The following is a 12,225-nucleotide window of genomic DNA, read 5'->3' as shown; positions in this document are numbered from 1 at the left end:
CTAATAGAAAACTATATGGAAGTGTTCTTTTACGGCCTGTTTATGGATCGTGCGATTTTATTAGAAAATGGCATTCAACCCTCAAACCCGAGAAGAGGGCACCTAAAAGATTACACCTTAAAAATTGGAAAACGAGCATCGCTAATTCCATGCGAGAATGAAAGGTCCTATGGAATAGTGATGACCTGCAACAAAGATGCTATCGATAAGCTATACTCGGAAACCAGTGTAGCGGATTATATCCCTGAAGAAGTAACTACAGTCACAGAAACAAACGATTCTGTTATCGCAGTTTGTTATAATCTACCAGCTGATTCCTTGACGGGCACCAATCCAGCCTACGCTGAATCCTTATACAAACTGGCTAAACAGGAAGGTTTTCCAAAGGATTATCTGAAAAAAATTAAAAAGATGTGGCTTTAATTAATCAAATCGATGAAAATCTTATCCGTTAGGGAAAATCCAGAAATAAAAGATACCGTGGTCAAATACTTTCAAAAAGCATGGCCAAGTGTTTTACCAATCATATATGAAGATTGTATTGCGCATTGTATCGGAGCAAAGAACCCTCTACCTCAATGGTATTTATTGAAAAAGGGCAATGAAATAATAGGTTGTGCTGGATTAATAACTAATGATTTTATTAGCAGATCGGATCTATACCCTTGGATTTGTGCCATATACATAGAAGAAAAACACCGAGGTAACGCATATGCCTCTTTACTTATTGACAAAGCAAAGTCAACCGCACTTGCAGCAGGATTTGAACATGTATATCTGTGTACTGAGCATGTAGGATATTATGAAAAATATGGATTCGAATATATAGGACAAGGTTACCATCCATGGGGCGAGGAATCCAGAATTTATGGAATCAAATTACAATGAACGAGGTTCCCGACACCTTGTAACCCAATAAGATTTTAGAAGCATTAACTTTAAACAAACCATAAATCCAAACAAAATGAAATTCCAAAGCATCGCCATCCTTGCAGTCATCCTAATCTTTGTCAGCTGCCAACAACGCACATCCCATAGTGAAAAAGGCATGGTCAAAGTAACTATACTCTATCCAAACAGTGATGGAAAAACATTTAATATGGATTATTATTCCAACAAACATATGCCCATGGTGGCCGACCTAATGGGTGATGCATTAAAGCATTATGCGATAGACAAAGGAATTGGTGGACGGACCCCTGACGAACCAATTCCATACTTGGCAATAGGCTATTTATATTTTGATGAGCTCTCTGCCTATCAAAATGCCTTTGGACCAAATGCAGAGAAAATTGTGGGTGACATTCCAAATTACACCAACATTCAACCAGTTATTCAAATTAGTGAGATACTGGAGTAAAATTTTGTTAAAAAGAAAATACTTAATTAATACTTTAAATAATATTATTAATTCATTTAATATTAATTAGTTACCCTCCAAAACCGTAGTTCGGTAAAAAATTCAGGTCAACTTTTTTCCCTTCAGCTGCAATCGACGTATATATTGCTTCTACGATAATCATATCCCGTTTGCCCATTTCGCCAGGAGCCTTATTTGGGTTATCAAATAAGATATGTTTGGCAAAATCATCCATTTGCAATTTTTGTTGACTTTCTTGTGGAAAGTTCAACGTACCAGAAGACGTTCTCCCGGCCAAAGGAATATAAGTGCTTGCCGGGTCAAGCTCATACCACCCTCGCTCACAAGAAGCGAAAAGTCTGTTGCCACGTATATTATGTGAAGTCATAATGTTGCCCACTACCCCACTTTTAAATTCAAATTGAGCGGTAATGGTTTCGTCGGTGTCCTTAAAATAATCTGGTCGGGTGCTATATTCTTGTGCCGAAACCGAGATTGGATTCTCGCCGGTACCATAAATAACACTTTGAATCGCATAAACACCCATATTCATCAAAGCTCCGCCACCGGAAAGTTTTTTGTTCAATCGCCATTGGTCAGGGTCCGATGTAGAACGGTAACCCGCATCCGCAGAAATATAGTTGATCGCACCAAAAGGTTTCTCCTTTACAATGCGCTTAATTTCTTGGGTATACGGTTCTGAGTGTAATCGATATCCAACCCCTAGTTTTACATTATTCGCTTTGCATGCATTGATTATAGCGTCACACTCTTCTACGTTCATGGCCATAGGCTTCTCGCAGATCACATGTTTCCCGGCCTTCGCTGCGCGTATGGAAAAATCGGCATGCATGCTGTTCGGCAATACCACATAAACAATATCGATTGCATCATTAGTGGCGATATCGTCAAAATTCTCGTAGTTATAAATATTAGCTTCTGGAATTTCGTACTTACGTGCCCAAATGCTTTCTTTTTCAAAAGTACCGGTTACTATTCCTGCCAAATAGCAATGTTCGGTTTCTAAAAGTGCCGGGGCCAACTGATAAGCACTATAGCTTCCCAGGCCAACAAGGGCTATTCCGAGCTTCTTTACATCCTTATTAGGTCCCATGGCACAAGCCAACGAAGACACCGACATCAGCGCCACTGCCCCTGTTACTTTTGCAAGTTTTGTATTGAAATCTCGTCTAGAAAGCCTGTCCATGATATTTTATTTTTGAGGTACCTTTTAGATTTTAAATTAAATCATACCCGAGAGTGCCATTTAATATACTTTTTCAAGCTCGGGCATTATCAAAAATTTAAGTTAAAATCCTTAAAACGGGAATATCTATATTGAAATGTGATAAATTTAGTTCCCTTAAAACAACTATACCTTTATAAATGGCCATAAATGACTCCTTTGGGGTAGAAAACTACCTCCCGAACCAAAGTAGATATGACAAGATGCAATACAGACGTTGTGGCAACAGCGGACTCCTGCTTCCCATGATTTCTCTAGGACTTTGGCACAACTTCGGACATACAAATGACTTTCATAATGCTCGGCAGATACTAAGAACCGCTTTTGACAACGGAATAACCCATTTCGACCTTGCGAATAACTACGGTCCTCCTTACGGTGCTGCTGAGGATAACTTTGGACGCCTTTTCAACAAAGATTTTAAAAATTATAGGGATGAATTAATCATCTCTTCGAAAGCTGGCTGGGACATGTGGCCTGGTCCTTATGGCAATTTCGGCTCAAGAAAATATTTAATTGCAAGTTTAGATCAGAGCTTAAAAAGAATGGGGCTTGATTATGTAGACATTTTTTATCATCATAGACCCGATCCAGACACTCCTTTGGAAGAAACTATGGGAGCGCTGCATCACATTGTTCAACAAGGCAAGGCGCTCTACGTGGGAATTTCACAATACAGTGCTGAGGATACAGCAAAAGCTTATGATATCCTTAAAAACCTTGGAACACCGTTGCTTATTCACCAACCAAGATATAACATGATGGATAGATGGGTAGAAGATGGGCTTTTGGACGTTTTAGGTGAAAAAGGTATCGGCTCAATTCCATTTTCACCATTGGAGCAGGGTATCCTCACAAACAAATATTTAAAGGGCATACCCAAAGATTCGAGAGCGGCTAAAGATGCGCGTTATTTAAAATCTGATCATATTACCCCAGAGGTTTTGGAAAAAGTTCAAAAACTGAATGCTATTGCCAATTCGAGAAACCAAAGTCTTGCCCAAATGGCATTGGCCTGGGTTTTAAAGGATGAGCGTATTACCACGGTATTGATAGGTGCTAGTAGAACGGAGCAGCTTTTGGACAATATTAAGGCTTTGGACAATCTGGCCTTCACCAAAGAAGAGCTTGAACAAATAGAAGCTATTCTAAAATAGAAGAGAATCAACATTATAAGAATCTGACTAATTCAAATATCAAATGAAAAATTTCCAATTTATGCTGTGCATCATGCTGTGCAGTACCCTTGCGTTTGCGCAAAGTAGAAAATTACCGGTCGACACCACGGTTACCACTCAACACAATGTAACAATCAACGGTACAAGCTTAAATTATACTGCTACCACTGGTACACAGCCCGTTTGGGACGAAATGGGTGAACCTATTGCTTCCTTACATTACACCTATTACACTAAAAACAATGTAAAAAACAGAGGCGAACGCCCCTTGTTGATCTCTTTCAATGGAGGACCAGGTTCAGGTTCCGTATGGATGCACCTTGCTTACACAGGTCCACGTATTTTAAAGATTGATGACGAAGGTCATCCAGTTCAGCCCTATGGCGTAAAACACAATCCATATTCTGTTTTGGATGTGACGGACATCGTATATGTGAATCCGGCAAATACAGGATATTCCAGAACCATTCCTGAGACTGGAGAAAAAGTGGACAGGGATAAATTTTTCGGAATCAATGCCGATGTCAAATACTTGGCTGAATGGCTAAATACCTTTGTAACGCGAAACAACCGCTGGCGCTCACCCAAATATATAATTGGTGAAAGTTATGGTGGAACGCGGGTTATGGGACTTTCCTTGACTTTGCAAAACCAACAATGGATGTATTTGAACGGGGTAATCATGGTTTCTCCAGCGGATTACAAAGTAATTCGAGTTGGTGGACCAGTTTCAAGTGCTTTGAATCTACCGTATTACACCGCTGCCGCATGGCACCACAAGGCATTGCCCTCTGAACTGCAGAGTAAAGATCTATTGGATATTTTACCTGAATCCGAAGCATATACTGTAAACACTTTGATTCCTGCCATAGCCAAGGGAGGTTTTATTTCCGATGCTGAACGTAGCAACGTGGCCAAAAAAATGGCCTATTATTCCGGATTAAAAGAAAAAGACATCCTAGATCATAATTTAGATGTTCCAACACAATTCTTTTGGAAAAACTTATTGAAGGATGATGGTGGGTACAATGTAGGAAGATTGGATAGTCGCTATTTGGGTATCGATAGGCAGCTTTTTGGTGCCAGTCCTGATTATTCGGCGGAGCTTACATCTTGGTTGCATAGCTTCACCCCTGCCATCAATTATTATCTGCAAGAAGAATTAAAGTTTAAAACGGATATCAAATACAATATGTTCGGCCCTGTACGTCCATGGAACAATGATGATGACAATACCCGTGATAACCTTAGGCAAGCCATGGCACAAAACCCATACTTGAATGTGTTGGTACAGTCGGGATATTACGATGGTGCCACTACATACTTCAATGCCAAATACACCATGTGGCAGGTGGATCCTAGCGGACGCATGAAAGACCGGTTTGAATTCAAAGGGTACCGTTCAGGACATATGATGTATTTAAGGCGCGAAGATTTGAAAAAAGCAAATGATGACCTGAGAGCATTTATTCTTAGGACTAAAGCCAATGGTAAAAGCGCCAAATATTAATCCCATTTGGGGCTAACAATTCACCATGAGTTGGATAAAAGTTATCGAATACGAACATGCAGACCCACAATTAAAAAGAATCTATGATCGGGTCAAAGGACCAAATAATAATATAGATAACGTCCTCTCCATTCATAGTTTAAGGCCACATTCTTTGGTAGGGCATATGACACTATACAAAAATGTGCTGCACAATTCCAACAACGAACTTCCCAAATGGTATTTGGAGGCCATCGGTATTTATGTTAGCCACCTCAACAAATGTGATTATTGTGTTCAACATCATTTTGAAGGATTCAAAAGACTTCTAAATGATGCTGAAAAAGCCCAAAATTTTATGCAGGCGGTCACGGCCAATGAGCTTAATGACATATTTGAGAAGAAGTATTTGGCAGGAATGGAGTATGCAAAAAAACTGACCCTTGCCCATACCACAATTGCCGAGCAAGATATTGATGATTTGAGAGCTGTTAGTTTTACTGATGGACAAATCTTGGAAATAAACCAGGTAAGTAGCTACTTTAACTATGTTAACCGAACCGTTTTGGGATTAGGTGTAAGCACAAAAGGAGATATTTTAGGATTATCTCCAAATGAAAGTGCAGACCCAAGCGATTGGAGTCATAAATAACGAATATGAGAATAGCATCCATTGATATTTTAAGGGCCCTGACCATGGTACTTATGATTTGGGTAAATGACTTTTGGACCTTAACCGAGATTCCCAAATGGTTGCAACATGCCTCAGCTACAGAGGATTATTTGGGTTTTTCTGATGTTATCTTTCCACTATTCCTTTTTATTGTTGGACTTAGTATTCCATATGCCATACAACATCGGCTTTCAAAAAAAGAAAGCACGTTCACAATAGGGAAACATATTCTCATTCGTTCGTTATCCCTTTTGTTCATTGGCTACTTTATGGTCAATTATGAAACACACCATGAGACTTTAGGCTTAGGAAGGTATTTGTGGTGCTTTTTAATGGCGTTTGCTGTTGCCTTGGTTTGGATGAATTGGAAAAAAAGCCCAGTTCCACAAAAGTGGCATCTTGTTTTTCAAATAATTGGCTGGTTGATTTTCCTTTACTTGGCCATTGCTTACAAAGGGGGTAATTCCGGTGATGATTGGATGAAACCACAATGGTGGGGCATACTTGGCCTTATTGGTTGGGCTTATCTGGCTAATGCCCTTGCTTACCTTTTTACCAAAGGCAATCTATATGCTATGCTAATCCTTTGGGTGGTGTTCAATATCCTATCCGTATTGGCCACATCAACCGATATATTGCATTTTGATGGCTTCGCTGGCTATTTTTCAACTTTATATTCGGGTACAATTCCTGCATTTACCGCCGCAGGGGTGGTTACAACGCTATTGTTTCAAAAGTTGGGTAAAACAGGTCTTAAACTGCCCTATGTAGTTCTAATTATGATAGGCGTCGCCTGTTTAGTATATGGAATTGGCACCAGGCACATCTGGGGTATTTCAAAAATTCAAGGGACCCCATCGTGGTTGGCAATTTGTAGTGGTATCGGGTTTTTGTCCTTTGTTTTACTGCATTATGTAGCCGATGTCTTGAAAATCACACAATGGGCCAATCTAATAAAACCAGCGGGGACAGCAACATTGACCTGCTACATGATTCCCTACTTTATTTATCCATTGCGTAACTTAAGCTCAATTAGATTACCTGAAATTTTAAATTCAGGTTTTGTTGGACTATTCGTTTCTTTTGCTTTTGCACTTTTGGTCGTTTTCTTTACTGGATGGTTAGAACGCAAAGGCTATAAATTAAAATTATGAGAAAAAGTATCCTATTAATTATTGTTTGTGTATTGAGTAGCCATCTTTCCATGGCACAAGAAATTCCTTCTAAAGAATGGCAAATAAAAACAGCATTGATGGCCGTTCCACAAGATTATAAAGACGGTGCCAAGGTGTATGGCTATGATGCAAGCGGAAATTTCATCACCCTAAAAAATGGCAGTAACGACTATATTGCTTTGGCGGACGATCCAAAAAAAGAAAAGTTCTCGACAGCTGCCTACCACAAAGATTTAGAACCTTTTATGGCCAGAGGCAGGGAATTAAAGGCTCAAGGAATTGAGGCCCAAAAGATTTTCGATATGCGTGAAGAAGAAGTAAAAGCAGGAAAACTTAAAATGCCCGACAAAGCAACTTTATGTGTATTTACAGGAAAGGTGAATCCAGAAACCAAAGAAATTGAAAATCCATATGTACGCTACGTTTTTTACATTCCCTTTGCCACAGGTGAATCCACTGGATTACCCACTACTCCAACTCCTCCAGGACATGCATGGCTAATGAATCCTGGAACACACCGAGCACACATTATGATCACACCACCGAAGAAGTAAAGTATTATGATTGGACATTAACCAAAAAACATCAAAATGAACCTTTTTAGAAATTTCTTATTCGTTTTTGCATTTACGATTCAAATTGCTTTCGTTTACGGTCAAGAAAAATTTGCGGTAAAAGGCTTTTGTGTTGCCGCTCCCCAACCTGAATCTTTAGATAGTTTTATCGATTTCACAAAAACTCAATTGGCCCCGAATGGCATAAATACATTGGTTTTAAGGGTCGACTATCAATATGCATATGAATCAAGGCCAGAACTGCGTGGCGAAAACCCCTTGAGCAAGGAACAAGTTAAGAAATTGGTAAATGCATGTAAGAACTTAGGGATTGAGATTATTCCACAAGTGAATCTTTTAGGTCATCAGAGTTGGCACAGTAAAGCCACAAAATTAATTGAGGTATATCCCGAATTTGATGAAACCCCAAATATTCAATTACCAGAAAAATATGAGTGGCCCAATGAAGATGGCCTTTATTGTAAAAGTTACTGCCCCTTGCACCCTGATGTACACGAGGTGGTTTTCGATTTGGTAGATGAGATAACCGAGGTTTTTGAAGCAAAGGCCTTTCATGCCGGAATGGATGAGGTCTTTTATCTAGCTCATGATGATTGTCCACGATGCAATGGTCAGGATCCTGCCAAGCTTTTTGCCAACGAAGTCCGTAAAATAAGTGACCATTTACAAGAACAAGACAAACGATTATGGATTTGGGGAGATAGACTTATTGACGGTGTCGAAACAGGAATTGGGATGTGGGAGGCAAGTATGAATAATACAGCCCGTGCAATTGACATGATACCTAAATCAGTAGTTATTTGCGATTGGCATTATGAAAAAGCCTACCCTACTCCAGCCATATTTGCAATGAAAGGGTTTGATGTGATCGCCTGCCCGTGGCGTAAACCTGAAGTCGCGGAAGATCAGGTGAAAATGATATCAGATTTTAAAGCAAATTCCACAAAAAAAATGACCTCTCATTTTTTAGGTACAATGCACACTTATTGGTCATCAGCTGAAAGGTTTATGGAAGAACTCGAAAATCCACCTAACAATGAAGGTGAAGGTCATATTAGCGCTGTGGATACTTTTAAAGCAATGTGCGAATCCATTGCAGAAATGGAAGGAAGTACTAATGAAAACTAAGAATCTTAAAAATTCTGATTTTGAAAACGTATCTTAAAAACAAAACAATATGAGGGTTTTATTTATGGCCATTTTGGTATCAGGACTACTTAATATTTTTAAAGCTAAAGCCCAAGACTGGCCTAATTTACAGAAATACCAAGAGGCCAACAATACACTAAGTGGTCCCGAAGAAAATGAAGACCGTGTGGTTTTCATGGGCAATTCCATAACAGAAGGATGGTCCATTGCAAGTCCACAATTCTTTGAGGGTAAACCCTATGTGAATAGAGGCATTAGTGGCCAGACCACTCCTCAAATGCTCTTACGGTTTCGTCAAGATGTTGTTGCATTGCAACCAAAGGTTGTGCTCATTCTTGCAGGAACCAACGATATTGCCGGAAACACGGGGCCAATGACCTTGCAACAAATCCATGATAACATTTTATCCATGGTCGAGCTTGCTGAGGTAAACCAGATTTGTCCAATAATTTGCTCTGTGGTTCCCGCTTTTGATTACCCTTGGAAACCTGGCGTAGAACCAAACATTAAAATTCCAAAGCTAAATGACATGTTGCAAAAAACTGCGGAGGACAGAGGATTGATTTACCTTGATTATTTTACCGCAATGGCAGATGACCAAAATGGTCTCCCCAAAGAATTGGCCGAGGATGGCGTTCATCCTACCAAAAAGGGGTACAAAATAATGGAATCCCTTGTAGAAAAAGCTATTCATAAAGCACTACAAAAATGAAATTCAACCTTATTTCTTTCTTGCTATTTTCTTCAATCGCCTTTGGCCAAGTTGAGATTTCGGTTTCACCGGCCTTGAAAGTTTTGGAACAATTTGACAAGGTCAGGGATTTTACCATGACCCAAAATGGCACTGAGGCCTACGTTACTATTCAATCCGCAAATGAAGAAGTTTCCGTAATTGCAAAATCGAAGAAAAATGGAAATGAATGGCAAACACCTAAAATCGTTTCCTTTTCTGGGGAATATAAAGACTTGGAACCCTTTTTAAGTCCAGATGGCTTAACACTATACTTTGTATCGAACAGACCTATCGCCGCTACAAGGAAAACCAAAGATTTTGACATTTGGTACGTGCAAAGAAATAACTTGAATTCGTCATGGTCAGACCCCATCAACATGGGAACACCCGTTAACTCAGAGAACAACGAGTTTTATCCAGCCGTAGCAAAAAATGGAAATCTCTATTTCACCTGTGATTGTCCTACAGCATTGGGCAGGGATGATATTTTCTTTTCCCGGTTTGAAAATGAAACCTACACCACACCTGTTCCTTTGGATGCCAACGTCAATTCCGAAGGGTTTGAATATAATGCCTATATCTCTCAAGAGGAATCCTACCTTTTGTTTGGTGGCTACAATCGTGAAGACGGGCAAGGGAGTGGTGACATTTATGTTAGTTTTAAAAATCAAGATGGAGAATGGTCCAAAGCAAAACCATTACCATTGGGAATCAATTCCAAGTATATGGACTATTGTCCATTTATAGACGAAGTAAATAATACATTGTATTTCACGAGTCGTAGGAGTCAGAGTCCCAACCAACCCATTGAATCCATCCATGATCTTTCAAAGTTTTTGGAAACCTATCAAAATGGAAACAGCAGGTTGTACAAGGCCAAAATTGACCTGGAACCTTTAAAAAACAAAAAGTTATGAGAGGGAGACAGGGTTTTACTATGGCGCATCGGCAAAAGTCTGGGATATAATCACCTTTAGATATATAAATAAAAAGAATCAGCTTAAAAACCATTGTATATGTCTTATTTCAGTCCCCATCATTGGTATAATAATCCAATCACGGACCACTCACTGTTGAGCGATGCCCAATTCGAAAGCTTATTTGAACAAGGAGACCTCCCCCCTTCGCTTTTTGATCATGAAGCGCATTTAAGATTGGCTTGGTTGTATATCAGAAAGTATGGCGAAAAAAGAGCGGTGGACAAAACTTGTGTTGAAATTCGGCAGTTTGATAAACTACATGGTAAAGGAGACAAGTTTAATACAACGGTTACCATTGCTGCCGTTAAAACCGTCAAACATTTTATGCAAAAATCTGATTCAGAAGATTTTTATGGATTCATAAAAGAGTTTCCAAGGCTCAAGTATGCATTCAAGGCTTTGCTTGATCAACACTATGGAGTGGACATCTTTTCCAGTGAAAGTGCAAGAGCGAGTTATCTTGAACCTGATATTCTTCCTTTTGAATAATTTGGGTAACTGCCCTGGGATTTTGTTTAATTTGCAATATGCAAAATCCCAAGGTCAGTATCCTTATCCCATTTAAGAACACGGCGCATTTTCTTCCAGCCTGTTTGGATTCGATAGTAAACCAAGAGTACAAATATTGGGAAGTATTGGCGGTAAATGACCATTCTACGGACAACAGTCTTAATTTACTTAAAGATTATGCCCAAGTAGATTCGAGAATAAAAGTTTTCACCAATACAGGTGAAGGCATTATACCTGCCCTTAGGACTGCGTATTACAATGCCACAGGAACATGCATCACGCGTATGGATTCGGATGACATCATGAAACCCAATCGGGTGGGTCATATGGTGAATACCTTGGTTGAATATGGAAAAGGACATCTCTCAGTTGGTCAGGTCAAATATTTTTCTGACAGAGGTATCAGCAATGGCTATGAACGCTATGAACAATGGTTGAACCAATTGACTTCAAACGGAATAAACTACCATGAAATCTATAAGGAATGTGTGATTCCATCACCCTGTTGGATGGCTTTTCGTGGTGATTTTGATGAATGCGGAGCTTTTGAACCTGATAGGTACCCCGAAGATTACGACCTCACATTCAGATTCTTTGAGAAGGGCCTAAAAGTTATACCGTGCAATGAAATTCTACATTTATGGCGTGATTATGATAGCCGTACCTCTCGGACACACGAGCATTATGCACAAAATTATTTTTTGGACATTAAACTCCATTACTTTTTAAAATTGGATTGGGAAAAAGAACGCCCACTTGTTATCTGGGGTGCTGGGTTTAAGGGAAAAACAATCGCCAAAAAACTGACGGAACTAAAAATCGATTTTACCTGGCTCTGTGACAATCCTAAAAAGATCGGGAAAAAGATTTACGACAATGAATTGGTGCATTTTAGAACACTGGAAACTTTAAACAGTCCGCAAAGTATAGTAACCGTTGCCAATGAAGATGCTCAATTGGAAATACGGAATTTCTTTACCTCAATGGACCAAAAGTCTATGCATGATTATTTTTTCTTCTGCTAATGCAGTGGACAATTAATAATAAACAATTGACAATTGCGGTCACTGAACATAAAAAACTGTTAATTGCTCATTGATTATTGCCAATTGTCAATTGAACATTGTTTAAATATCTATATTTGTCAAATCAAAGTT

General features: G+C 39.3%; 14 protein-coding genes. 13 read left to right on the top strand and 1 reads right to left on the bottom strand.

Annotated elements, in window-relative coordinates; genetic code table 11:
- Positions 1-15 precede the first annotated feature (15 nt).
- From IAG46_RS01745 to IAG46_RS01735, 3 genes are all read left to right on the top strand, one after another.
- The gene (locus IAG46_RS01745) at positions 16-423 is read left to right on the top strand and encodes a gamma-glutamylcyclotransferase family protein (protein WP_190808596.1); all 408 of its coding nucleotides are present in this window, start codon (positions 16-18) and stop codon (positions 421-423) included.
- A gap of 12 nt (positions 424-435) precedes the next feature.
- Positions 436-888, top strand: coding sequence for a GNAT family N-acetyltransferase (locus tag IAG46_RS01740; RefSeq protein WP_190808595.1), 453 nt, complete (start codon positions 436-438; stop codon positions 886-888).
- Positions 889-964: 76 nt separating this feature from the next.
- The gene (locus tag IAG46_RS01735; protein ID WP_190808594.1) at positions 965-1,360 is read left to right on the top strand and encodes an EthD family reductase; all 396 of its coding nucleotides are present in this window, start codon (positions 965-967) and stop codon (positions 1,358-1,360) included.
- Positions 1,361-1,430: 70 nt separating this feature from the next.
- On the opposite strand, the gene IAG46_RS01730 is transcribed toward IAG46_RS01735, so the two are convergent.
- Positions 1,431-2,567: a Gfo/Idh/MocA family protein gene (locus IAG46_RS01730; protein ID WP_190808593.1), complete on the bottom strand. Its 1,137-nt coding sequence runs from the start codon at positions 2,565-2,567 to the stop codon at positions 1,431-1,433.
- Between the two features lie 179 nt (positions 2,568-2,746).
- Here IAG46_RS01730 and mgrA point away from each other — a divergent pair, with 179 nt between their 5' ends.
- The 10 genes from mgrA to IAG46_RS01680 all read left to right on the top strand — a co-directional run bounded on the left by mgrA (position 2,747) and on the right by IAG46_RS01680 (position 12,093).
- On the top strand, positions 2,747-3,763 hold the full coding sequence (gene mgrA / locus IAG46_RS01725; protein WP_190808592.1) for an L-glyceraldehyde 3-phosphate reductase: 1,017 nt from the start codon (positions 2,747-2,749) through the stop codon (positions 3,761-3,763).
- Positions 3,764-3,806: 43 nt separating this feature from the next.
- Complete coding sequence (locus IAG46_RS01720; RefSeq protein ID WP_190808591.1) at positions 3,807-5,294, top strand: S10 family peptidase; 1,488 nt, start codon at positions 3,807-3,809, stop codon at positions 5,292-5,294.
- Positions 5,295-5,319: 25 nt separating this feature from the next.
- Positions 5,320-5,925 (top strand): carboxymuconolactone decarboxylase family protein, encoded by a 606-nt coding sequence (locus IAG46_RS01715; RefSeq protein ID WP_190808590.1) that lies wholly within the window; start codon positions 5,320-5,322, stop codon positions 5,923-5,925.
- Positions 5,926-5,930: 5 nt separating this feature from the next.
- A complete protein-coding gene (locus IAG46_RS01710) occupies positions 5,931-7,100 on the top strand; it encodes a DUF5009 domain-containing protein (RefSeq protein ID WP_190808589.1) in 1,170 nt (389 codons plus the stop codon).
- On the top strand, positions 7,097-7,675 hold the full coding sequence (locus IAG46_RS01705; protein WP_190808588.1) for a hypothetical protein: 579 nt from the start codon (positions 7,097-7,099) through the stop codon (positions 7,673-7,675). The genes IAG46_RS01710 and IAG46_RS01705 overlap by 4 nt, the downstream gene beginning before the upstream one ends.
- 36 nt (positions 7,676-7,711) lie before the next feature.
- Positions 7,712-8,824: a family 20 glycosylhydrolase gene (locus IAG46_RS01700; RefSeq protein WP_190808587.1), complete on the top strand. Its 1,113-nt coding sequence runs from the start codon at positions 7,712-7,714 to the stop codon at positions 8,822-8,824.
- 49 nt (positions 8,825-8,873) lie between these two features.
- Positions 8,874-9,557, top strand: a complete 684-nt coding sequence (locus tag IAG46_RS01695; protein WP_190808586.1) for an SGNH/GDSL hydrolase family protein — start codon at positions 8,874-8,876, stop codon at positions 9,555-9,557.
- Positions 9,554-10,495, top strand: coding sequence for a PD40 domain-containing protein (locus IAG46_RS01690; RefSeq protein ID WP_190808585.1), 942 nt, complete (start codon positions 9,554-9,556; stop codon positions 10,493-10,495). The genes IAG46_RS01695 and IAG46_RS01690 overlap by 4 nt, the downstream gene beginning before the upstream one ends.
- A gap of 99 nt (positions 10,496-10,594) precedes the next feature.
- Positions 10,595-11,047 carry a hypothetical protein gene (locus IAG46_RS01685; protein WP_223826546.1) on the top strand — a complete coding sequence of 151 codons (453 nt, stop codon included), beginning with the start codon at positions 10,595-10,597 and terminating at the stop codon, positions 11,045-11,047.
- A gap of 38 nt (positions 11,048-11,085) precedes the next feature.
- Positions 11,086-12,093, top strand: a complete 1,008-nt coding sequence (locus tag IAG46_RS01680; protein WP_190808584.1) for a glycosyltransferase family 2 protein — start codon at positions 11,086-11,088, stop codon at positions 12,091-12,093.
- Positions 12,094-12,225 lie beyond the last annotated feature (132 nt).

It is taken from the genome of Flagellimonas sp. S3867 (genome assembly GCF_014698935.1).
GTDB lineage: Bacteria > Bacteroidota > Bacteroidia > Flavobacteriales > Flavobacteriaceae > Flagellimonas.
This window is presented reverse-complemented; position numbering and strand designations above follow the sequence as displayed.

Excerpts from the sequence above, each read along its gene's own strand:
- IAG46_RS01705 (WP_190808588.1), top strand. The coding sequence starts at position 7,097 with ATGAGAAAAAGTATCCTATTAATTATTGTTTGTGTATTGAGTAGCCAT.
- IAG46_RS01745 (WP_190808596.1), top strand. The coding sequence starts at position 16 with ATGGAAGTGTTCTTTTACGGCCTGTTTATGGATCGTGCGATTTTATTA.
- IAG46_RS01695 (WP_190808586.1), top strand. The coding sequence starts at position 8,874 with ATGAGGGTTTTATTTATGGCCATTTTGGTATCAGGACTACTTAATATT.
- IAG46_RS01720 (WP_190808591.1), top strand. The coding sequence starts at position 3,807 with ATGAAAAATTTCCAATTTATGCTGTGCATCATGCTGTGCAGTACCCTT.
- IAG46_RS01740 (WP_190808595.1), top strand. The coding sequence starts at position 436 with ATGAAAATCTTATCCGTTAGGGAAAATCCAGAAATAAAAGATACCGTG.
- mgrA (WP_190808592.1), top strand. The coding sequence starts at position 2,747 with ATGGCCATAAATGACTCCTTTGGGGTAGAAAACTACCTCCCGAACCAA.
- IAG46_RS01710 (WP_190808589.1), top strand. The coding sequence starts at position 5,931 with ATGAGAATAGCATCCATTGATATTTTAAGGGCCCTGACCATGGTACTT.
- IAG46_RS01680 (WP_190808584.1), top strand. The coding sequence starts at position 11,086 with ATGCAAAATCCCAAGGTCAGTATCCTTATCCCATTTAAGAACACGGCG.
- IAG46_RS01690 (WP_190808585.1), top strand. The coding sequence starts at position 9,554 with ATGAAATTCAACCTTATTTCTTTCTTGCTATTTTCTTCAATCGCCTTT.
- IAG46_RS01715 (WP_190808590.1), top strand. The coding sequence starts at position 5,320 with ATGAGTTGGATAAAAGTTATCGAATACGAACATGCAGACCCACAATTA.
- IAG46_RS01685 (WP_223826546.1), top strand. The coding sequence starts at position 10,595 with ATGTCTTATTTCAGTCCCCATCATTGGTATAATAATCCAATCACGGAC.
- IAG46_RS01700 (WP_190808587.1), top strand. The coding sequence starts at position 7,712 with ATGAACCTTTTTAGAAATTTCTTATTCGTTTTTGCATTTACGATTCAA.
- IAG46_RS01735 (WP_190808594.1), top strand. The coding sequence starts at position 965 with ATGAAATTCCAAAGCATCGCCATCCTTGCAGTCATCCTAATCTTTGTC.
- IAG46_RS01730 (WP_190808593.1), bottom strand. The coding sequence starts at position 2,567 with ATGGACAGGCTTTCTAGACGAGATTTCAATACAAAACTTGCAAAAGTA.